Raw genomic sequence first — 21,450 nt, 5'->3', positions numbered from 1 at the left:
CCGAACGTCCATGCTGGAAACGATCCATCCGGCTCAAGTACTGACGACGAGAGATCGCCTTGTGGCAAGGCGACGTCCGCTGCTCAAGCGGCCAGGTCGTCGCGCGGGACACGCGCGCGACCTACCAGGATGAACAGGCGGTGGCTGCCGGCAGGCAGGTGATACTCGGCGACATGCCTTGGGAAGTAGGCGAACCAAAGTGGGGAAACGGATTAGACGTTCAGCTTCACCCCTACGAATCCATGTGTTTTGCCATTGGGAGTCCCAACCATGTCCATCAAGGTCGAGGATTATTTCGCCCCTGAAACCTTCCAGCGCATGAAGGCCTTCGCCGACAAGCAGGAAACCCCCTTTGTAGTCATCGACAAGCAGACCATCGCCGATGCCTACGACCAACTGACCGACTGCTTCCCCTTCGCCAGGATCTACTACGCGGTGAAGGCCAATCCCGCTACCGAAATCACCGAGCTGCTGCGCGACAAGGGTTCGAACTTCGATATCGCCTCGATCTACGAACTGGACAAGGTGATGAAGACCGGCGTCGGTCCGGAGCGCATCAGCTACGGCAACACCATCAAGAAATCCAAGGACATCCGCTACTTCTACGAGAAGGGCGTGCGCCTGTTCGCCACCGACTCCGAAGCCGACCTGCGCAACATCGCCAAGGCCGCTCCCGGCGCCAAGGTCTACGTGCGTATCCTCACCGAGGGCTCGACTACCGCAGACTGGCCGTTGTCGCGCAAGTTCGGCTGCCAGACCGACATGGCCATGGACCTGCTGATCCTGGCCCGCCAGCTGGGCCTGGAGCCCTACGGCATTTCCTTCCACGTCGGTTCGCAGCAGCGCGACATCTCGGTGTGGGACGCGGCGATCGCCAAGGTCAAGGTGATCTTCGAGCGCCTGAAGGAAGAAGACGGCATCGTCCTGAAGATGATCAACATGGGCGGCGGCTTCCCGGCCAACTACATCACCAAGACCAACGACCTGGAAACCTATGCGGAGGAGATCATCCGCTTCCTCAAGGAGGACTTCGGCGACGACCTGCCGGAAATCATCCTCGAGCCGGGCCGTTCGCTGATCGCCAATGCCGGCATCCTGGTCAGCGAAGTGGTGCTGGTCGCCCGCAAGTCGCGGACCGCCGTGGAGCGCTGGGTCTATGCCGACGTCGGCAAGTTCTCCGGACTGATCGAAACCATGGACGAGTCGATCAAGTTCCCGATCTGGACCGAGAAGCAGGGCGAGATGGAAGAGGTGGTGATCGCCGGCCCGACCTGCGACAGCGCCGACATCATGTACGAGCACTACAAGTATGGCCTGCCGCTGAACCTGGCGAGCGGCGACCGCCTTTACTGGCTGTCTACCGGCGCCTACACCACCAGCTACAGTGCGGTGGAGTTCAACGGCTTCCCGCCGCTGAAGGCGTTCTACCTCTAGCGCAGTCGCCTCTGCTACGAAGAGCCCCGCCTCGGCGGGGCTTTTTCATGTCGCTCTGGAAGCCTCGCGGCGCTCGTGTCAGCCTTGTTCGACAACCCATGACAAGGACGCCGACATGACAGGCAATGGTGTTTCCCTGGTGACCCTCGGGGTCGCCGATCTGGCCCGCTCCTCTCTCTACTACCAGGCGCTGGGCTGGCAGCCCTCTTCGGACGGCAACGAGCAGGTGGTATTTCTCAAGGGCCGCAACCTGGTCCTCGGCCTCTACGGACGCAGCGCCCTCGCCGAGGATGCGCAGGTGGAAGATCGCCCGACCGGCTTCGCGGCTATCACCCTGGCCTGCAACTGCGCCTCGCGGGACGAGGTGGACCGTCTGTTCTCCGCAGCTACGGCGGCCGGCGGGCAGGCGACCAAGATGCCGCAGGAAGTGTTCTGGGGTGGCTACTCCGGATATGTCGCCGACCCGGATGGACACCTTTGGGAAATTGCCTACAACCCGTTCTGGCCGTTCGACGAGCAGGGCAACCTGGTCTTGCCCTGAGGGCGCTACGGATGGAAAAACGCCCCGCTCGGCGGGGCGCATTCCTTGGCGGCGGTCAGCCTTCGTTCGGCTGGCGGGACGGTGCGCGCGGCGTCGTTGGCGCGGGTCGTCCGGCCTGGGCTACCTGCTGCCCGGCGTCGGCCTTGTCCAGCGGCAGCTTGTCGAAGTCGCGCAAGCCATTGTGGGCATAGGGGTTGCCGATCCAGCGGACTTCATGCTGGAAGTCGTTGCTCACCAGGCTCTTGGTCGGATCGAAGAGGTCATAGTTGAGGCCGGCGAGGTCGGACCAGGTATGGATCAGGTCTTCGCTGCTGTAGCGTCGGTCGACCAGGGCCTGCAGGTCGCGCGGATGGGTCTGCTGCCAGCTGGGCGAAGTCCAGACCAGGAAGGGCACGGTGTACATGCCGCGGGTCGGGTCGCCTTCGTTGCGGCCGAGACGGTCGTGCGGGGCTTCGTCGAAGACTTCCTCGCCATGGTCCGAGAGGTAGACCAGGAAGCCGTTCGGATCGCTGTTGGCGAAGCCCTTGATCAGGCTGGAGACCACGTAGTCGTTGTACAGCACGGCGTTGTCGTAGCTGTTGTAGACCTCCACCTGGTCGTCGCTGAGGGCCGCCGGGGCGCCCTGGCGGTCGACGAAGCGAGCGTAATCGGCGGGATAGCGGTACTTGTAGTTCATGTGGGTGCCGAGCAGATGGACCACGATGAATTTCTTCGGCGCCGGGTCGTCCAGCACCTTGGCGAAGGGCGCCAGCACCGCGCCGTCCAGCTGGCTGGCGTTCTGGCTGCGCTGGTTGTTCAGGTAGAACTGCGCATCGGTCTGCTGGGCGAAGGTCGTCAGCATGGTGTTGCGCTTGGTCATGGTCTGCTGGTTGGTGATCCAGAAGGTCTTGTAGCCGGCCTGCTTCATCAGGTTCATCAGCGACGGATCGGTGAGGAAGCGGTCGGGATGCTCCTGGTCAGCGAACGTCAGCACCTGCTGCAGCACCTCGATGGTGTATGGCCGCGACGCCACCACGTTGTTGAATACCGTGAGGTTCCGGTTCGCGGCCTTCAGTGCGTCCAACTGCGGGGTCGTTTCGCGTGGATAGCCGTAGAGGCTCATGTGCTTGCGCGACGTGGATTCGCCGATCACCAGGACCAGCGTGCGCGGCGTATCGCCATTGGCATCGACGAGGTTCTTCAGCGGCGGTAGGGCCGCGTTCTTTTGCAACAGCGCCTGCATGCTGCCCAGTTGCTGGCGGTATTGCTGGTAGCCGATCAGCAATTGCCAGGGCACCGCCGGTTCCATGCGCGCCTGGACCTTGTCCAGGGCTTCGTCGAAGGGTCGGCCCTGGCTGACCAGTTGCTTGTAGAACGGATAACCGATGGTCGCGACGATCAGCAGCACCGCCACCGGCAGGGCGCTGAAGCGCGGCAGGTAGACCGGGCGCAGGCGGCGCCAGAGGAGGATGGCGACCAGGCTGTAGAGCACCAGGCCGAGGGTCATCCAGGGGTTGAAGTACTGGCTGAAATATTCGCTGGCCTCGGCGGTGTTCGACTCGAACATCACGAAGATCACGCTTTGCGAGAATTCCTGGTGATAGATGCCGAAATAGCTCAGGCCGACCAGCGAGGCGGCCCACAGCACCAGCCCGATGACGGCGGCCAGCGGCTTGGTCCAGCGCGGGAACAGCAACACCGGCGCAAGCCAGATGGTGCTCAGCACCATGGCGTTGCGGAAACCGGAGAAACCGCTGTTGCCGGAGGTCAGCAGGAGCAGTTGGGTGATACCGGAGAAGAACCAGAAGAACAGGAACAGCCAGCCCAGGCCGGCCCAGTCGATGCGATTGCGCGTAACGCTTGGTGGAGTGGGGGACACGATAGCCTCGTACGATGGACCGGAGGCGCGATCGTCGCTCGCCTCGATGAAGCGGCGAGGGTAGGGAAAGGCTTGTCAAAAAAGTGTTATGTGGGTGTGAACAAAGGGTTGGGCGTTGTTCGTCAGACGGGCAGTCGTGCGTACCCGTGACGTTCGAGCGCCTGTTCCAGAGCCTCTCGATCGGTGTCGTCGCCCAACTGCGCCGCGCGTCGGTAGTAGGCCAGCGCCAGGCTGCGGAACGGCGGGTGGGCCGACTGCTCCAGGCCATGGCGGGCACTGCGCAGGAAGTTCAGGTTGCCGCCTTCGAGGGCACGCCGGAGCCAGGTTTCGGCTTCGGCATGGCGGCCCGAGGCGCTGAGCATCGCGGCGTGGCTGAACTGGCCGCGAAAATCGCCGCCCTCGGCGGAACGTCGATACCAGTGCGCAGCTTGCGCCAGGTCGCGAGCGACCACCAGGCCTTCTTCGTGGTAGCGCCCCACCAGGTTCATCGATTTCGCGTGGCCCTGCTCGGCCGCTTGCCGATACAGCGCATAGGCGCGCGGCTGGTCCTGGGACACGCCGCGGCCGGTGGCGTGGAGATTGGCCAGGTTGTAGCGGGCCCAGTCAAGGCCGGCCTGGGCGGCGATCCGATAGTGGACGGCTGCCGCGGCTGGATCCGCCGGGCCGCCCCAGCCATGTTCAAGACAGCGAGCGAGCATATTGCGCGCCATTGCGTGGCCGCGTTCGGCGGCGATCGTGAACCAGGTCCGCGCCAGGCTCGGGTCGCGCTGGATGCCTTGGCCGTCCAGAAGGATCTGTCCGAGCAGGGCCTGGGCTTCCGTCAGGCCCTCGCGCGCAGCGCCAAGGATGGCCTGGGCAACCTCGCCCGGGGCACCGGCCAGTTGTGCGGCGAAACCTTCGGCGTCCAGCGCGTCGTGACGAAGCAGCAGGTGGCGCATGTTCAGAGTTCCGACCAGCGCCGCAGGAGATTGTGGTAGGTACCGGTGAGGCGGATCAGCGAGGGATGGTCGGGGACGTCGCGGGTGAGTCGCTGGATCGACTGGTCCATTTCGAATAGCAGGGTGCGCTGGCTGTCTTCGCGGACCAGGCTCTGGGTCCAGAAGAACGAGGCGTAGCGCGCGCCGCGGGTGACCGGATTGACCTTGTGCAGGCTGGTGCCGGGGTAGAGCACCAGATCGCCGGCGGGCAGCTTCACCTGTTGCAGGCCGTAGGTGTCCTGGATCACCAGTTCGCCGCCGTCATAGTCCTCCGGGTCGCTGAAGAAGAGGGTCGAGGACAGGTCGGTACGGACCCGCTCGCGGCCGCCATGGATGTCGCGCACGGCGTTGTCGATGTGGAAGTCGAACGAGCCCCCGCCGGTATAGCAGTTGAACAGCGGCGGGAAGACCTTGAGCGGCAGGGCGGCGGACATGAACAGGGGATGGTTCCACAGGCGCTGCAGCATGGCTTCGCCGATCTCCCGGGCCAGCGGGTGGTCCTGCGGCAGTTGCAGGTTGTGCTTGGCCTTGGCCGATTGGTAGCCGGCGGTCGCCTTGCCGTCGGCCCATTCCGCCTGCTCCAGGGCTGCGCGGATCCGGGAGACTTCCTCGGCGGTGAAGATGGCGGGAATATGCAGCAACATGGCGCTGTCCATGAAGGCGAAATGATTGCCAATGATATTGATTTGCATTGGCCATGTAAAACCGCCAAATGTTCCAGACGAGCGAGATGGGAAAAAATGTAATGAGAAAATTGTAAAGAATGTAAATTCCTGTCGAATGCGAATCCGTAATAATTGATAACAATTCTGATCTGCAATAAATTCCGCGACCTTCACAGCTCCCGGGGAGGGGTTTCGAATGTCGCGTCAGTCCACGGATACCGCCGTTTCTTCGCAACGTCTGCTGGCTTCGGCCATCGGTGTGGCCATCACCGCCATCGCCGCACCGCAGGCAGCCCACGCCGACGAGGCCGGGCAGAAAAAGACCGACAAGGACCGCGTACTGTCGCTGGATGCGGCCACCATCGTCGGCGAGCAGCAGGACGAAACCACCTACAACGTCGACCGCTCGGCGTCGAAGAAGTACACCGCGCCGCTCTTGGATACGCCGCGCTCCGTCACGGTAGTACCAAAGCAGGTGATCAAGGATACCGCCGCCGTGTCTCTCCAGGATGCACTACGTACCGTTCCAGGTATTACCTTTGGCGCGGGCGAGGGCGGCAATCCCACCGGTGACCGGCCATTCATTCGCGGCTTCGATGCGCAAAGCGATACTTACGTCGATGGTGTACGCGATACTGGTGCACAGACCCGCGAGATCTTCAACCTTGAGCAGATCGAGGTCAGCAAGGGCCCTAACTCGGCATTCGGAGGACGGGGCTCGGCCGGCGGCAGCCTCAATCTCGTCAGCAAGCAGGCCAAGGCTGGGAACTTCATCGATGGAGGCTTCACCTATGGTTCTGACCAGACTCGCCGGTACACCCTGGACCTCAACCAGGAATTCCTCGATGGCAATGCGGCATTCCGGCTGAATCTTCTCAAGCACGATGCCAATGTCGCGGGCCGCGATGAAGTCGATGTCAGTCGCTGGGGCGTAGCGCCGTCGCTCACCTTCGGTCTTGGCTCGCCGACCCGAGTGACCGTCAGCCATTATCACCTGGAAAGTGACGATACCCCGGATTCGGGCATTCCCTATGCCAAGAGTAGCGATCGCAGCAAGCACAATCCGGACAAACCGGTGAATGTCGATCGAGGCAATTTCTATGGGCTGACGGGGCGCGATTTCCAGAAGAGCCGCATCGATACCAGTACCATCACCGTTGAGCATGATCTGACTGACAGCCTCACTATTCGCAATACCTCGCGTTACGGCAACAGTCATCAGGACTATCTGTGGACACAACCGGATGACAGCCAGGGCAACATCAACAATGGCTCGGTCTGGCGCCGCCAGAACAATCGGGTAAGTACCACCACCACAGCAGTCAACCAGACTGACCTGTTTGGAGAGTTCTACCTGGGTGGCTTCAAGAACAGCTTCAGCACCGGCCTGGAGTTCAGCCGAGAAGACAGCAAGCGCGATGGGTATACCGTCGATACCAATACCGGCCTGGGCAGCAACAAGTGCAATCCATCGCTGATCGGGGCGCCTAGCGGCTATAACTGCACTAGTCTGGAAAATCCCAATCCGCACGATCCATGGAATGGCAGTATTACCCGGAAATATGCGCCGCTGAATACGGTCGGCACCACCAAGGCAATATATGCGTTCGACACCATCGACCTGAACGAGCAGTGGCAGGTCAATATTGGCGCGCGCTTCGATAGTTTCGAAACTACGGCGAAGAACCACGGTGTAAGACCCGCTACCAAACTCAGCGACAAGTCGAGCTTCTGGAACTGGCAGGCAGGCTTGGTGTGGAAGCCTGTACCCAACGGCAGCATCTATGCGTCCTACGCCACTTCGGCTACGCCGCCGGGTAGCATGCTCGATAATGGGGATACCTCGAATGCTGTCGACGGGTTCGCCATCAGCAACAACCTTGAGCCGGAAGAAACCACGAACTACGAGCTTGGTACCAAGTGGGCTTTCTTCAACGAGCGGCTGGAGCTGAGTGCCGCGATCTTCCGCACCGACAAGGACAATACCCGCATCCTGGTCGCCAACCAGACCTACGACAACGCCGGACAATCCCGCGTCGACGGCGTGGAGTTGAGCGCCAGCGGCAAGCTGACCGAGAAGTGGAAGGTGTTCGCGGGCTACAGCTACCTGGACAGCGAGTTGGTCGATGCCGGTAAGGCTGGGCGTAACGGCAATGTGAACGCATCGGCGGCTTCCAACAACGGCAACGAGATGCCAAATACGCCGAAGAACAGCTTCAGTCTCTGGACCACCTATGACATCTTCCCGAAGACCACCATCGGCGGCGGGGCTTTCTATGTCGACAAGGTCTATGGCGACGTTGGCAATACCGTCTATGTCCCCGATTACTGGCGCTATGACGCAATGGCCAGCTACAAACTGAGCAAGAACGTCGATTTCCAGTTGAACGTGCAGAATGTGTTCGACAAGAAGTACTTCGACAAAGCCTATGCGGCGCACTATGCGTCCCAGGCCGCTGGAAGGACGATACTGTTCAGCACCAACTTCCACTTCTGACAGCCGCTCTCGCTCCCCACGAAAGCCCCATTCCCCCTGCGGGATGGGGCTTTCCCGCATCCAGGTGGGTAAATAGAGCGTAAAGAACGTTAATTCGGCTTTATCGCAACTGATTATCAAATAGAATTGCCCGCCGACGTCCTCGTGTCGTCTGGCCGGCGCTTGGCGTCGGCGTAGTCCCGTTGTTGCCGCGCGGCGGCCGTGAAGGTGATCCTGTGAAGAAAGTCTGGTTCCAGTTGCATTGGTTCTTCGGTATCAGCGCCGGCCTGGTGCTGGCGCTGATGGGCGTCACCGGAGCGACCCTGTCGTTCCAGGACGAGCTGATGCGCGCGCTCAACCCTGACGTGCTGGTGGTGCAGAAGCGCCCCGAGGGTGTGCTGCCGCTGGACGAACTGGTGCGCCGTATCGAAGGCGCCGAGCCGGGGCGGAAAGTGGCCTTCGTCTGGGTCGAGATGGACAGCGACAAGGCCGGGCGGATCTTCTATACCCCGCCGCCGGGACAGCGCCGCGGCGAGTCGCGCTGGATCGATCCCTACACCGGGGCTTTCGTCGGCGAGCCGCGCGGCGAGGGTTTCTTCAACCTGATGATGCAACTGCACCGTTTCCTCGCCATGGGCGAGTACGGCAAGCAGGTCACCGCCGCCTGCACCCTGATCCTGATCTTCTTCTGCCTGTCCGGTCTCTACCTGCGCTGGCCGCGCAAGGTCCTCGACTGGCGCGCCTGGCTGACCCTCGACTGGTCGCGCAAGGGCCGCAGTTTCAACTGGGACCTGCATGCCGTGGCCGGCACCTGGTGCCTGGCGCTCTACCTGCTGGCTGCGCTGACCGGCCTGTACTGGTCCTACGAGTGGTACCGCAACGGCCTGTTCAAACTGCTCGACGACGCGCCCGCCGGCCAGCAGGCGCAGCGCGGCAAGCCGGGCGGACGTGGCGAGCGCCCGGCCGATGCGGCTCCGCTGGTGGTCGACTACGCGGCGGTATGGAACAGCATCCGCCAGGCCGGCGGCGACCGCTTGCAGGCCTACAACCTGCGCCTGCCGCCGGCGGGCGGCCAGCCGGCGACGGTGTTCTATCGCCTGACCGACGCGCCGCACGAGCGTGCCTTCAACACCCTGACCCTGGACCCGGCCAACGGCCAGGTGAAAAACGACCAGCGCTATAGCGACCGTTCTTTCGGCAGCCAGTTGCTGGCCAGCGTCTATGCATTGCACGTAGGCAGCTATTTCGGCATGGCCGGACGCATCCTGATGATGCTCGCCAGCCTGGCGATGCCGCTGTTCTTCATCACCGGCTGGCTGCTCTACCTCGACCGCCGGCGCAAGAAACGCGCGGTACGGGCGAGCCGCGCCGACCTGGGCGGCAGCGCCGGCGCCAGCGGCGAGCCCTGGTTGATCGGCTACGCCAGCCAGAGCGGTTTTGCCGAGCAACTGGCTTGGCAGAGCGCCGGCCAGTTGCAGGCGGCCGGGTTGCCGGTGCGGGTCGAATCGCTGGCGCGCCTGGATGCCGGGCAACTCGCCGAGGCGCGCAAGGCGCTGTTCGTGGTCAGCACCTTCGGCGACGGTGAGGCGCCGGACAGCGCCCGCGGCTTCGAACGCAAGGTGCTTGGCCAGGCCGCCAGCCTCGATGGCCTGAGCTACGCCCTGCTGGCCTTGGGAGATCGCCAGTACGAGCAGTTCTGCGGCTTCGCCCGGCGCATGCAGGGCTGGTTGCAGGGGCAGGGCGCGCGGAGCCTGTTCGCCCCGGTGGAGGTCGATGATGGCGACGCCGCGGCCCTGCGCCAATGGCAGGAAAGCCTGGCCGAGGTGACCGGCGGTGCCGCCCCGGCGGCCTGGGAAGCGCCGGCCTTCGAGGTCTGGTCGCTGGCGCGGCGGGAGTGCCTGAATCCTGGCAGCCAGGGCGAGTCGACCTGGCTGCTGGACCTGCGTGCGCCGGCCAACAGCGCCATCCAATGGCGCGCCGGCGATCTGCTGGAGATCGTCCCGCACCAGGCGCCCGTGCGCATCCGCGAATGGCTGCAGCGGCATAACCTGGACGGCCAGGCGCGGGTGGCGGTCGAGGGCGTCGAGCAGAGCCTGGAGCAGGCCCTGGCTGGGCGCTTGCTGCCGGACTCTTTCGAACACCTGGTCGGCTTGCACCCGCAGGCGCTGCTGGATGCGCTGATTCCGCTTTCCGTGCGCCAGTACTCCATCGCGTCGCTGCAGAGCGATGGCGACCTGCAACTGATCGTACGCCAGGAGCAGCATGCCGACGGTAGCCTGGGCATCTGCTCCGGCTGGCTCACCGAGTACCTGCCGCTCGGCGCCGCGCTGACCCTGCGCCTGCGCCGCAACGCGGGCTTCCACCTGCCGGAGGATGACGTGCCGCTGATCCTCATCGGCAACGGCACCGGGCTCGCCGGCCTGCGCAGCCTGTTGCGCGCCAGCATTGCCGCCGGGCGCAAGCGCAACTGGCTGCTGTTCGGCGAACGCAATTTCGCCCACGACTACTACTGTCGTGCGGAGCTGGAGCAAGCCCTGGCCAGGGGTGAGCTGCAACGCCTGGACCTGGCCTTCTCCCGCGACCAGGCGGAGAAGATCTATGTCCAGGACCGCCTGCATGAAGCGGCGGATGAACTGCGGCGCTGGATTGACGAGGGTGCGGCCTTGTACGTCTGCGGCAGCCTGCAGGGCATGGCCGGCGGTGTCGACCGGGTGCTGCGCGAAGTGCTCGGTGAGGAGGCCTTGCAACGCCTGGCCGACGAAGGACGTTACCGACGCGACGTGTACTGAACGGATGAATGAAAAAGGCTCCCAAGGGAGCCTTTTCGTTGCCAACTGCCGGGACTGCTGGGCTTTGCGGGGTGTAGGGCGAATAACCGCAGAGCGGTTATCCGCCATTTCGGCGGGGTGTCGGCGGATGACGCCGTTGGCGTCATCCGCCCTACGGAGCTATCGGACTTCGCGCTGTCCGTGGCGTAGGGCGAACAACCGCAGAGCGGTTATCCGCCATTTCGGCGGGGTATCGGTGGATGACGCCGTTGGCGTCATGCGCCCTACGGAGCTATCGGGACTTCGCGTTGTCCGTGGCGTAGGGCGAATAACCGCAGAGCGGTTATCCGCCATTTCGGCTGGGTGTCGGCGGATGACGCCGTCATGCGCCCCACGGAGCTATCGGGGCCTTGCGTCGCCGGGCCTCAGATCCACAGGATGAAAGCCAGTACCAGGGCGAAGAAGCCCCATTTCTGCAGGTAGTAGAGCTTGCGGTTGCGCTTCTTCAAACGTTTGCCCTGCAGGCGGATCTTGTAGAGGCTGTCGAAGATCCGATTGAGTCCGCCGGTCCGGTCGCCTGCGTTGTTCGGGGCGGCCGCGGCAGCCATCACGTTGCGGCTGAACCAGCGGTTGAAGGCGGTGGCCCAGTCCTGGGTCAGCGGCCGCTCGATGTCGCAGAAGAGAATGATGCGGTTGTGTTCGGTGGCGTTTTCCGCGTAGTGGATGAAGGTTTCATCGAACACCACCGCCTCGCCGTCGCGCCAGTGGTAGCGCTCGCCGTCCACCTCGATGAAGCAGGCCGGGTCGTTGGGGGTGAACAGTCCCAGGTGGAAGCGCAGCGAGCCGGCGTAGGGATCGCGGTGTCGCACCAGCTTCGAGCCCGGCGGCAGTTCGGCGAACATCGCCGCCTTGACCGAGGGAATCTGCCGCAACAGGGCGGTGGTCTGCGGGCAGAGTTGTCCGGCGGAGGGATGGGCCTCGTCGTACCATTTCAGGTAGAAGCGCTTCCAGCCGCTCTTGAAGAACGAGTTGAAACCGATATCGTCGTACTGTTCGGAACGCTTGATGTTGCCGGCGTCGTGCAGGTGCAGCGCCTCGCTGCGGATGGCTTGCCAGTTGTCGACCAGAACCTGCAGTTCGGGGAAGGTTTGCGGTGCCAGGTAAGGGCGGTTCGGTACCTTCGAGAACAGGTACATCAGGCAGTTGATCGGAGCGAGGAAGCTGGAGTGGTCGCTCAATTGGCGCGACAGCTTGTGGCGTACCCGGCCGCGGAAATGGACATAGAGGATGCTCAGCGCATAGGCCGCCAGGATGAGAACTTTCATGAATGCAAGGTCGTCGGTGCAAAAGAGGAGAATTTACTCCTGTTCTCAGTGCCTGAGTATGCTACCTGACGCTAATTCGCCAGCACTGCGCTCATTTTTCCGTAATCCTGGCCTCGAAAGGAACGCACAATGAACGACACCGGCCGGCGTATCCTGCTCAACTGCGACATGGGCGAAAGCTTTGGCGCCTGGCGCATGGGCGACGATGTCCACAGCATGCCGCTGGTTGACCAGGCCAACCTGGCTTGCGGCTTCCACGCTGGCGACCCGCTCACCATGCTGCGCGCGGTGGAGCTGGCGGTACGCCATGGCGTGAGCATCGGCGCGCACCCGGCCTATCCCGACCTGAGCGGCTTCGGCCGGCGCTCGCTGGCCTGCTCTGCCGAAGAGGTGCATGCCATGGTGCTGTACCAGATCGGCGCGCTGGACGCTTTCTGCCGTTCCCTCGGTACCCAGGTGGCCTACGTCAAGCCGCATGGCGCGCTGTACAACGACCTGGTCGGCGACGATGAGCTGCTGCGCGCCGTGCTCGACGCCTGCGCCGCCTATCGCAAGGGCCTGCCGCTGATGGTGCTGGCCCTGGCCGACAACGGCCGCGAGCTGGAACTGGCCGACGAGGCCGACGTGCCGCTGCTGTTCGAGGCCTTCGCCGATCGCGCCTACCTGCCGGACGGTCGGCTGGCGCCGCGGCGGCTTGGCGGCGCGGTGCATCACGATCCGCAGCGGATCATCGAACAGGCCCTGGCCATCGCCCGCGGCGAAGCCTTCCCCGACTACGACGGCAACCCGCTGCGCCTGACCGCCGACAGTCTTTGCGTGCATGGCGATAACCCGCAGTCGCTGGCGGTCCTCCGGCGCCTGCGCGCGGCCCTGGACAGCCTGTGATCCGCATCGAACCCGCTGGTGCCGAAGCCCTGCTGCTGACGCTCGCCGAAGAGCCCGAAGTGGACCTGTCTGTGCGCCTGGCCGAGCTGGCCAGACGTCTGCGCGAGGGGCTCGGCGAAGGCGTCAGGGATCTGGTGCCGGGCTGGACCACCCTGATGCTGCATTACGACCCCTACCGCATCGCTCCGCAGGTACTGGAAGAACGCCTGGGTCCGCTGCTGGCGGAGTGGCATGCCTGGCGCCCCGCCGAGGATGCCGGGCGCCTGCACGAGATTCCCGTCTGGTACGCCGGCGAGGACCTCGCGACGGTAGCGGTTGCCTGCGGATTGACTGGCGAAGGGGTGATCGAACTGCACAGCGCGGCCGAATACCGGGTCGGCGCGATCGGTTTCGCTCCGGGATTCGCCTACCTCGGCGGCCTCGATCCGCGCCTGGTCCTGCCGCGGCGGGCCACCCCGCGGGCGCGCGTACCGGCCGGCAGCCTGGCCATTGCCGAGGCGCAGACGGCGATCTATCCGCAGGCCTCGCCCGGCGGCTGGCACCTGCTGGGACGCAGTCCGTGGCGTCCCTTCGATCCGGCCGCCACTCCTCCGTGCCCACTGGCGCTGGGCGACCGGGTGCGCTTCGTCGCCATCGGGCGCGAGGCTTTCCTCGACCTGGGCGGGCGCGAATGAATGGTTTGCGGGTCGTCAAGGCGGGTCCGCAGAGCCTGCTGCAGGACGACGGCCGGCGCGGCTGGCAGCACCTCGGCGTATCCCCGGGCGGCCCTCTGGACCGCCAGGCGGCAGCCTGGGCCAATCGTCTGCTCGGTAATCCCTGGGGGACGCCATTGCTGGAAATCGCTTTCGGCGGCTTGGTGCTGGAGTGCAGGGTGGAGGCGACCTGGCTGGCGTTGACCGGAGCGCGCCTGGCGCTGACGGTGGACGGTCGCGAATGCCTGCCCTGGAGTCGCTTCCGGGTCCGCCGCGGGCAACGCATCGAAACGGGCTTCGCCGAGGCCGGGCAGCGTGCCTACCTGGCCTGCGCCGGCGGTTTCCGGGCGAGGCCGGTACTGGGCAGCGTCGCCTGCCAGGTTCGCGACGGGCTCGGCGGTTTACAGGGCGATGGCCGGATCCTGGCGGAGGGCGATTGCCTGCCGTGTGCCGAAGCGGGAGCGGCGTGTCCGTGGGATGCCAGCGTGCCCTGGCGTTTCCAGCCGGACTACCGGCAGCAGCGGCCCTTGCGCGTGCTGCTCGGCGGCGATGCGGCGGCCTTCGACGCAGCCAGCCGGCAAGCCTTCTTCGCCAGCGCCTGGCGAATCAGCCCGCGGTCCGATCGCATGGGCGTCCGCCTGGCCGGCGAGCCACTGCGCGGGGCGCCGCGCGCCTGGTCGCAGGGCGTGGTGGAGGGCGCTATCCAGGTTCCGCCCGATGGCCAACCCATCGTGCTGATGGCCGACCGCCAGAGCATGGGCGGCTATCCGCTGCTGGGCTTCGTCCATCCACTGGACCTCTCGCGCCTGGCGCAAAGCCCCGCGCATAGCGAGGTAACCTTCGTCGAGAGCGACCTGGCGACGCAGCAGGCCGATCTGCTGCGCTTCTACCGCTTCTTCCGCGGCTGAGCGCTCAGCCGGCCAGGTGGCCGAGCGGCAGCGGCGAGGGCGCCTTGACCGTCTTGATCGCGAAGTTGCTGCGAATGTCGCTGACCCCGGGCAGGCGCAGCAGAGTCTCGCTGAGCAGGCGTTCGTAGGCGCGCAGGTCGGGGACCACCACTTGCAGGAGGAAGTCCGACTCGCCGGAGACGAGGTGCACCGAGATCACCTCCGGCAGGTCGACCACCGCACGGTGGAAGGCCTCGGCCTGCTCCTGGCGGTGGCGTTCCACCTTGATCCCGACGAACACCGTGAGGCCGAGGCCGACCTCGTCGCGGTCGATGCTGGCCTGGTAGCCGCGAATCACCCCGGCCTCTTCCAGCAGGCGCACGCGGCGCAGGCAGGGGGACGGGGAGAGGCCGATCTCCTCGGCCAACTGGACGTTGCTCAGGCGGCCGTCGCGCTGGAGGGCGGCGAGGATGCGGTGGTCATAGGCGTCGAGTTTCATCTTGGCATATCCGGATGGATAGTCTCCAGAGAGTGGAATTTACTGCCAAATAGAATGGATAGGCTGGTGGAAAACGCAAGCACCTGCCCTGCCTTGCGGGCATAGAATCGTTATCCGGGTCACCTTCCTGGAGCCGATACGATGGACACGAGCGCTTTCCTGATTGCCCTGGCGGTGGTTTACCTGGTGCCCGGACCAGACATGCTCCTGCTGTTCCAGACCGGCGCCCGCCAGGGCCGTCGCGCGGCGCTGGTCACCGCCCTCGGCCTGGCCCTGGCTCGGGCCTGCCATGTGCTGATGGCCGCGACTGGACTGGCGCTGCTGTTCCGTACCGCTCCCTGGACCTTCGACCTGGTGCGCCTGCTCGGCGCCGCCTACCTCGCCTGGCTTGGCCTGCAGATGCTGCGCGGTGGCGGACTGGCCTTGCCGACCAGCGACGCGGGTTCCGCGCCGGTGGTCCCTCACGCCGACCGCCGGGCCTTGCTGCGCGGACTCCTGACCAACCTGCTGAACCCCAAGGCCCTGCTGTTCTGTTCGGTGCTGCTGCCGCAGTTCGTCAGCCCCGAAGCCGGTTCGCTGGCCGTCCAGTTCGCCGCGCTCGGTACGGTCCTGGTTCTGGTTGGCCTGGCCTTCGACTGCGCCTATGCGCTGGCCGGTGGCCGCCTGGGCCGCTGGCTGGCGTCCCGGCCGCGGGCACAGCGCCTGCAGCAGTGGGGCTTCGGTGGGTTGTTGATAGGGTTCGGGGTAAGGCTGGCGCTGCTGCGCCAGCTCTGAAGGGCTGCGGGGCGGCGAGCGCCCCGTGGCGCTCAGCCGAGGAATTGCTCGGCGTGGTGGCAGGCCACCTGGCGCTGGTCGAGCAGGCGCAGCTCAGGCACCTCGCTGCGGCAGCGCTCGGTGGCGTAGGGGCAGCGCTTATGGAAGGCGCAACCCTCCGGCGGGTTCAGCGGGTTCGGCAGTTCGCCCTGGATGCGGATCTTCGGCTTCGTCGGGTCCGGGTGGATCGCCGGGGTCGCCGAGAGCAGCGCGCGGGTATAGGGATGCAGCGGGTTCTCGTAGAGCTTGTCCGCCGGCCCCATCTCCGCCGGTCGGCCGAGGTACATCACCAGGACGTCGTCGGCGACGTGGCGGACCACCGCCAGGTTGTGCGAGATGAACACGTAGGCGGTGCGGAACTGCTGCTGCAGGTCCATGAACAGGTTCAGTACCTGGGCCTGGATCGACACGTCGAGGGCCGAGGTCGGCTCGTCCGCCACCAGCACCTTGGGTTGCAGCATCATCGCCCGGGCCAGGGCGATGCGCTGGCGCTGGCCGCCGGAGAACATGTGCGGGTAGCGCTGGTAGTGCTCCGGCCGCAGGCCGACCTGGCGCATCATCTGCTGGACCTTTTCGCGGCGTTCCTCGCGCGACAGCGCGGTGTTGATCAGCAGCGGCTCGGCCAACTGGTCGCCGATCTTCTGTCGCGGATTGAGCGAGGCGTAGGGGTTCTGGAAGACCATCTGCACGTCGCGGCGCAACTGCCGGCGCTGGTCCTTGCTGGCGCCCTTGACCTCCTGCCCGGCGATTTTCAGCGAGCCGGAGGTGGGTTCCTCGATCAGGGTCAGGGCGCGCGCCAGGGTCGACTTGCCGCAGCCGGACTCGCCGACCACGGCGAGGGTCTTGCCGGCTTCCAGTTCGAACGATACGCCGTTCAGCGCGCGCACCTGGGCGTGGCCCTTGAACAGGCCGCGGGAGACTTCGTAGTGACGGGTCAGATCACGGGCGGTCAGAACGGTTTCCATCAGGCCACCTCGTTCAGCAGGTTCAACGGATAGAAGCAGCGCACCGCGCCGCGCTCGTGTGCCTCCAGGGCCGGCCGCTCCTGGCGGCAATGCTCCTGGGCATAGGGGCAGCGTGGCGACAGCAGGCAACCGCGCGGGCGGTCGTAGCGCCCCGGAACGATGCCGGGCAGGGTGGCCAGGCGGGCTTCGCCGGCACAGTGCTCGGGGATCGCCTTGATCAGCGCCTCGGTGTAGGGATGGGTCGGGCGGTCGAACAGCGCCGGCACGCCGCCGATCTCCACCGCTTCGCCGGCGTACATCACGCAGACGCGCTGGGCGGTCTCGGCGACCACGGCGAGATCGTGGGTGATCAGGATCAGCGCCATGTCCTGGTCGCGCTGCAGGTTCAGCAGCAGCTCCATGATCTGCGCCTGGATGGTCACGTCGAGGGCGGTGGTCGGCTCGTCGGCGATCAACAGCTTGGGCTCGGCAGCGATGGCCATGGCGATCGCCACGCGCTGGCTCATGCCGCCGGAGAGCTGGTGCGGGTAGGCGTCGAGACGGCTGGCGGCGGCCGGGATCTCGACCCGTTCGAGCAGTTCCAGGGCGCGCTGGCGCAGGGCCTTGCCGCGCAGGCCGAGATGCAGGCGGAGAACCTCCTCGATCTGGTAGCCGACGGTGTAGCTGGGGTTGAGGGCGGTCATCGGGTCCTGGAAGACCATCGCCATGTCCTTGCCGACGATGCGCCGGCGCTGGCGGCCCTTGAGGGTGAGCATGTCGTGGCCGTCGAAGCGCAGGTGATCGGCGGATACCCAGCCGGGGGCGTCGATCAGGCCCATCAGGGCCATCATGGTCACCGACTTGCCGGAGCCGGACTCGCCGACGATGGCCAGCACCTCGCCCTTGTCGACGCTCAGGTCGAGGCCGTCGACCACGGGCACGGCGGTGGTGTCGCCGAAGCGTACGCTGAGGTTCTTGATATCGAGGAGGCTCATGCGGCGGTCTCCTGTGGCGCGGATACGGATGCGCTGTTCATGGTTGTGCTCCTCATGCCGCGTTCTTCAGTTTCGGATCGAGGGCGTCGCGCAGGCCATCGCCCATCAGGTTGATCGCCAGTACGCTGAGCAGGATGGTCAGGCCGGGCAGGCTGACCACCCACCAGGCGCGCTCGATGTAGTCGCGGGCGGAGGCGAGCATGGTGCCCCACTCGGGGGTCGGCGGTTGCACGCCGAGGCCGAGGAAGCCGAGGGCGGCGGCGTCGAGGATCGCCGAAGAGAAGCTCAGGGTGGCCTGGACGATCAGCGGCGCCATGCAGTTCGGCAGCACGCAGACGAACATCAGTCGCAGGGTGCCGGCGCCGGCCAGGCGCGAGGCGGTGACGTAGTCGCGGTTTAGCTCGGTCATCACCGCGGCGCGGGTCAGGCGTACGTAGGCCGGCAGCGAGACGATGGCGATGGCGATCACGGTGTTGATCAGGCCCGGGCCGAGGATCGCCACGATGGCCACCGCCAGCAGCAGCGACGGCAGCGCCAGCATGATGTCCATCAGGCGCATGATCAGCGGCCCGGCACGGTTCGGCGAGAAGCCGGCGAGCAGGCCGAGGAGGATGCCGGGGATCAGCGAGATCACCACCGAGGACAGGCCGATCAGCAGCGACAGGCGGGCGCCGTGGATCAGCCGCGAGAGCAGGTCGCGGCCCAGCTCGTCGGTGCCGAGCAGGAAGCGCGCCTGGCCGCCTTCCAGCCAGGATGGCGGGGTCAGCAGGAAGTCCCGGAACTGCTCGCTCGGATCGTAGGGGGCGACCCAGGGGGCGAACAGCGCGCAGAACACGATCAGCAGCATGAACAGCAGGCCGCCGAGGGCGCCCTTGTTGTGCGCGAAGGCCTGCCAGAATTCCTTCAGCGGGGACGGGTAGACCAGGCTCGGGTCGCTGGCGGGAGCGTTGTGCATGGCGTTCATCGGCTGGCTCCTCAGCGTTGGTGGCGAATGCGCGGGTTGGCCAGGCCGTAGAGGATGTCCACGACGAAATTGACCAGGATGACCAGGGTGGCGACCAGCAGGATGCCGTTCTGCACCACCGGGTAGTCGCGACGGCTGATGGCGTCGATCAGCCACTTGCCGATGCCCGGCCAGGAGAAGATGGTTTCGGTCAGCACCGCGCCGGCGAGCAGCGTGCCGACCTGCAGGCCGAATACCGTCAGCACCGGAATCAGCGCGTTGCGCAGGGCGTGCACGAAGACCACCCGGGCCGGCGACAGGCCCTTGGCGCGGGCGGTGCGCACATAGTCTTCGCGCAACACCTCGAGCATCGCCGAGCGGGTCATGCGGGCAATCACCGCCAGCGGGATGGTGCCCAGCACGATGGCCGGCAGGATCAGGTGGCGCACGGCATCGAGGAACGAGCCCTGTTCGTCGGAAAGCAGGGTGTCGATCAGCATGAAGCCGGTCTTCGGCTCGATGTCGTAGAGCAGGTCGAGACGGCCGGACACCGGCGTCCAGCCCAGCGACACGGAGAACAGCATGATCAGGATCAGGCCCCACCAGAAGATCGGCATCGAATAGCCGGCGAGGGACACCGTCATCACCCCGTGGTCGAACAGCGAACCGCGTTTCAGGGCGGCGATCACCCCGGCCAGCAGACCGAAGGTGCCGGCGAAGAGCATGGCGGCCAGGGACAGTTCCAGGGTCGCCGGGAACAGGGTGAGGAATTCGTGCCAGACGCCTTCGCGGGTGGTCAGCGATTCGCCGAGATTGCCCTGTGCCAGGTTGCCCACGTAGTCCAGGTACTGCTGGTACAACGGCTTGTCCAGGCCCAGGCGGTGCAGGGCCTCGGCATGCATCTGCGGATCGACGCGACGTTCGCCCATCATCACCTCCACCGGGTCGCCGGGAATCAGGCGGATCAGCGCGAAGGTGAGCAGCGTCACGCCGAAGAAGGTGGGGATCAGCAACCCCAATCGTCGTGCAATGAAACTAAGCATGTTGGCGGGTAACTCCTCATCGCGGACCGTGCGCCCCGCTGGCGGCGGGGCTGTGGTCCTTGTTCTTCTACGGCTTCACCGAGGTGGTGGCGAAGTTGTTGTTGCTCAACGGATTGATCACGTAGCCCTGCACCGTGTTCCGCCGGACATTGAACAGCTTCGGGTAGGCCAGCGGTATCCATGGGGCCTGTTCGTGGAATACCACCTGGGCCTGCTCGTACAGTTTCGCCCGCTCGGCCGGATCGCTCACCTCGCGGGCCTTGCGCATCAGCGCCTCGAAGTCCTTGTCGCACCAGCGCGCCTGGTTTTCACCCGACTCGGCGGCGGCGCAGCTCAGGTTCGGGCTGAGGAAGTTGTCCGGGTCGCCGTTGTCGCCGGCCCAGCCAAGCAGCGACAGGTCGTGCTCGCCGGCCTTCGAACGCTTGAGCAGCTCGCCCCATTCCAGGGAACGGATGGTCAGCTGGATGCCGGCCTTGGCCAGGTCTGCCTGCAGCATCTGTGCCGCCAGGGCGGGGTTGGGGATGGTAGGCGAGGTGCCGTTGCGAATGAACAGGGTGATCCTGAGATTTTCCGCGCCGGCTTCCTTGAGCAGCGCCCTGGCGCGTTCGGGATCGTGCGGCCAGTCCTGGATCGAATGGTTGTAGCCGAGCAGGGTCGGGGGATAGGGACCGACCGCCGGACTGGCCGCGCCGGGGCCGAACACCGCGTCGAGCATGGCCTTCTTGTCCAGCGCGAGGTTGATCGCCTGGCGCACGCGCGGGTCGTCGAGCGGCTTGTGCTGGGTGTTGATGGCAATGTAGGTGGTCAGCAGGGCATCGATCTCGTCCACCGCCAGGTTCGGGTCCTGCTTCAGGCGCGGCACGTCCTCCGGTTTCGGGTACAGCGAGACCTGGCACTCGCCGGCACGGACCTTCTGCATGCGCACGTTGGGATCGAGGGTAATGGCGAACACCAGGTTGTCGATCGGCGGCTTGCCGGCGTAGTAGTCCGGGTTCGCCGTATAGCGGACCTGGGCGTCCTTGGCGTAGCGCTTGAAGACGAACGGCCCGGTGCCGATCGGCTGGTTGTTCAGCTGGCCCTGCTTGCCGGCGGCGAGCAACTGGTCGCCGTACTCGGCGGAATAGATGGACGCGAAGGGCATCGCCATATCGCGCAGGAACGGCGCTTCGGGACGGTTGAGGACGAAGCGCACGGTGAGCTCGTCGACCTTTTCCACCGACTTGATCAGCTCGCCCATGCCCATCGTGTCGAAGTAGGCGTAGCCGCGCAGCGCCGAGGCATGCCAGGGATGCTTCGGATCGAGGGCGCGCTGGAAGGTCCACAGCACATCATCGGCATTCAGGCTCCGGGTCGGCTTGAAGTAGTCGGTGGTATGGAATTTCACGCCGGGGCGCAGGTGGAAGGTATAGCTCAGTCCGTCGGCGCTGACGTCCCAGCGCTCGGCCAGCCCCGGGATCACCTCGGTGGTGCCGGGGCGGAAGGCGAGCAGGCGGTTGAACACGGTTTCCGCGGAGGCGTCGGCGGTCACCGCGCCGGTGTACTGGACGATGTCGAAGCCTTCCGGGCTGGCCTCGGTGCAGACCACCAGGTTCTTCGCCTGGGCCGCGCCGGCGGTGCATAGCGCCAGGGCCAGGGGCAGGTGTCGGAGCAACGGATGGAGCATGGGGTCCTCCTCGTGGGCCCCGTCGCCGGGGCCGCCGGTTGT

18 protein-coding genes are annotated in these 21,450 nt (G+C 65.5%); 8 read left to right on the top strand and 10 right to left on the bottom strand.

Features of this window, described 5'->3' with window-relative positions:
- The first annotated feature begins 270 nt into the window (after positions 1-270).
- Both LE197_RS21340 and LE197_RS21335 read left to right on the top strand, forming a co-directional pair.
- Positions 271-1,434 (top strand): type III PLP-dependent enzyme, encoded by a 1,164-nt coding sequence (locus tag LE197_RS21340; protein WP_003094617.1) that lies wholly within the window; start codon positions 271-273, stop codon positions 1,432-1,434.
- A 115-nt stretch (positions 1,435-1,549) separates the two neighbouring features.
- Positions 1,550-1,975, top strand: coding sequence for a VOC family protein (locus tag LE197_RS21335; protein WP_003094613.1), 426 nt, complete (start codon positions 1,550-1,552; stop codon positions 1,973-1,975).
- A 55-nt stretch (positions 1,976-2,030) separates the two neighbouring features.
- Here LE197_RS21335 and LE197_RS21330 read toward each other — a convergent pair whose 3' ends face one another.
- The 3 genes from LE197_RS21330 to LE197_RS21320 form a co-directional block, all read right to left on the bottom strand.
- Positions 2,031-3,833, bottom strand: coding sequence for a phosphoethanolamine transferase CptA (locus tag LE197_RS21330; protein WP_003104902.1), 1,803 nt, complete (start codon positions 3,831-3,833; stop codon positions 2,031-2,033).
- 122 nt (positions 3,834-3,955) lie between these two features.
- Positions 3,956-4,771: a tetratricopeptide repeat protein gene (locus tag LE197_RS21325; RefSeq protein ID WP_012614537.1), complete on the bottom strand. Its 816-nt coding sequence runs from the start codon at positions 4,769-4,771 to the stop codon at positions 3,956-3,958.
- A 2-nt stretch (positions 4,772-4,773) separates the two neighbouring features.
- A complete protein-coding gene (locus LE197_RS21320; protein ID WP_003145945.1) occupies positions 4,774-5,454 on the bottom strand; it encodes a Fe2+-dependent dioxygenase in 681 nt (226 codons plus the stop codon).
- Positions 5,455-5,671: 217 nt separating this feature from the next.
- Here LE197_RS21320 and piuD point away from each other — a divergent pair, with 217 nt between their 5' ends.
- Positions 5,672-7,972 (top strand): TonB-dependent siderophore receptor PiuD, encoded by a 2,301-nt coding sequence (piuD, locus tag LE197_RS21315; protein WP_003104896.1) that lies wholly within the window; start codon positions 5,672-5,674, stop codon positions 7,970-7,972.
- Between the two features lie 215 nt (positions 7,973-8,187).
- Positions 8,188-10,740 carry a PepSY domain-containing protein gene (locus tag LE197_RS21310; protein WP_023089628.1) on the top strand — a complete coding sequence of 851 codons (2,553 nt, stop codon included), beginning with the start codon at positions 8,188-8,190 and terminating at the stop codon, positions 10,738-10,740.
- Positions 10,741-11,144: 404 nt separating this feature from the next.
- On the opposite strand, the gene lpxO is transcribed toward LE197_RS21310, so the two are convergent.
- Positions 11,145-12,044, bottom strand: coding sequence for a lipid A hydroxylase LpxO (gene lpxO / locus LE197_RS21305; protein WP_226033698.1), 900 nt, complete (start codon positions 12,042-12,044; stop codon positions 11,145-11,147).
- A 129-nt stretch (positions 12,045-12,173) separates the two neighbouring features.
- Between lpxO and LE197_RS21300 the strand changes: the two genes are divergently transcribed.
- The 3 genes from LE197_RS21300 to LE197_RS21290 are packed head-to-tail and all read left to right on the top strand — an operon-like array spanning position 12,174 to position 14,529.
- On the top strand, positions 12,174-12,929 hold the full coding sequence (locus LE197_RS21300) for a 5-oxoprolinase subunit PxpA (RefSeq protein WP_003105460.1): 756 nt from the start codon (positions 12,174-12,176) through the stop codon (positions 12,927-12,929).
- Positions 12,926-13,603 carry a 5-oxoprolinase subunit PxpB gene (gene pxpB / locus LE197_RS21295; RefSeq protein ID WP_003116237.1) on the top strand — a complete coding sequence of 226 codons (678 nt, stop codon included), beginning with the start codon at positions 12,926-12,928 and terminating at the stop codon, positions 13,601-13,603. Before LE197_RS21300 ends, pxpB begins: the two co-directional genes overlap by 4 nt.
- Positions 13,600-14,529 (top strand): biotin-dependent carboxyltransferase family protein, encoded by a 930-nt coding sequence (locus tag LE197_RS21290; protein ID WP_023108748.1) that lies wholly within the window; start codon positions 13,600-13,602, stop codon positions 14,527-14,529. Before pxpB ends, LE197_RS21290 begins: the two co-directional genes overlap by 4 nt.
- A gap of 4 nt (positions 14,530-14,533) precedes the next feature.
- On the opposite strand, the gene LE197_RS21285 is transcribed toward LE197_RS21290, so the two are convergent.
- Positions 14,534-15,007, bottom strand: coding sequence for an Lrp/AsnC family transcriptional regulator (locus tag LE197_RS21285; RefSeq protein WP_003094456.1), 474 nt, complete (start codon positions 15,005-15,007; stop codon positions 14,534-14,536).
- A 141-nt stretch (positions 15,008-15,148) separates the two neighbouring features.
- On the opposite strand from LE197_RS21285, the gene LE197_RS21280 reads away from it, so the two are divergent.
- Positions 15,149-15,781 carry a LysE family translocator gene (locus tag LE197_RS21280; RefSeq protein WP_003105452.1) on the top strand — a complete coding sequence of 211 codons (633 nt, stop codon included), beginning with the start codon at positions 15,149-15,151 and terminating at the stop codon, positions 15,779-15,781.
- Between the two features lie 32 nt (positions 15,782-15,813).
- On the opposite strand, the gene LE197_RS21275 is transcribed toward LE197_RS21280, so the two are convergent.
- From LE197_RS21275 to LE197_RS21255, 5 genes are all read right to left on the bottom strand, one after another.
- Positions 15,814-16,785, bottom strand: coding sequence for a peptide ABC transporter ATP-binding protein (locus LE197_RS21275; RefSeq protein ID WP_003094452.1), 972 nt, complete (start codon positions 16,783-16,785; stop codon positions 15,814-15,816).
- Positions 16,785-17,759: an ABC transporter ATP-binding protein gene (locus LE197_RS21270; protein WP_003094451.1), complete on the bottom strand. Its 975-nt coding sequence runs from the start codon at positions 17,757-17,759 to the stop codon at positions 16,785-16,787. Before LE197_RS21270 ends, LE197_RS21275 begins: the two co-directional genes overlap by 1 nt.
- A gap of 52 nt (positions 17,760-17,811) precedes the next feature.
- A complete protein-coding gene (locus LE197_RS21265; RefSeq protein WP_003105451.1) occupies positions 17,812-18,723 on the bottom strand; it encodes an ABC transporter permease subunit in 912 nt (303 codons plus the stop codon).
- An 11-nt stretch (positions 18,724-18,734) separates the two neighbouring features.
- Positions 18,735-19,745, bottom strand: a complete 1,011-nt coding sequence (locus LE197_RS21260; RefSeq protein ID WP_003105448.1) for an ABC transporter permease subunit — start codon at positions 19,743-19,745, stop codon at positions 18,735-18,737.
- Positions 19,746-19,812: 67 nt separating this feature from the next.
- Entirely contained in the window at positions 19,813-21,408 is a 1,596-nt protein-coding gene (locus LE197_RS21255; protein ID WP_226033697.1) for an ABC transporter substrate-binding protein, read from the bottom strand.
- Positions 21,409-21,450: the final 42 nt, after the last annotated feature.

Origin of the sequence: Pseudomonas sp. PS1(2021) (assembly GCF_020405165.1) — a bacterium.
Taxonomy (GTDB): domain Bacteria; phylum Pseudomonadota; class Gammaproteobacteria; order Pseudomonadales; family Pseudomonadaceae; genus Pseudomonas; species Pseudomonas aeruginosa.
Note: the sequence above shows the minus strand (reverse complement) of the source record. Positions and strands in the feature narration are given on the sequence as shown.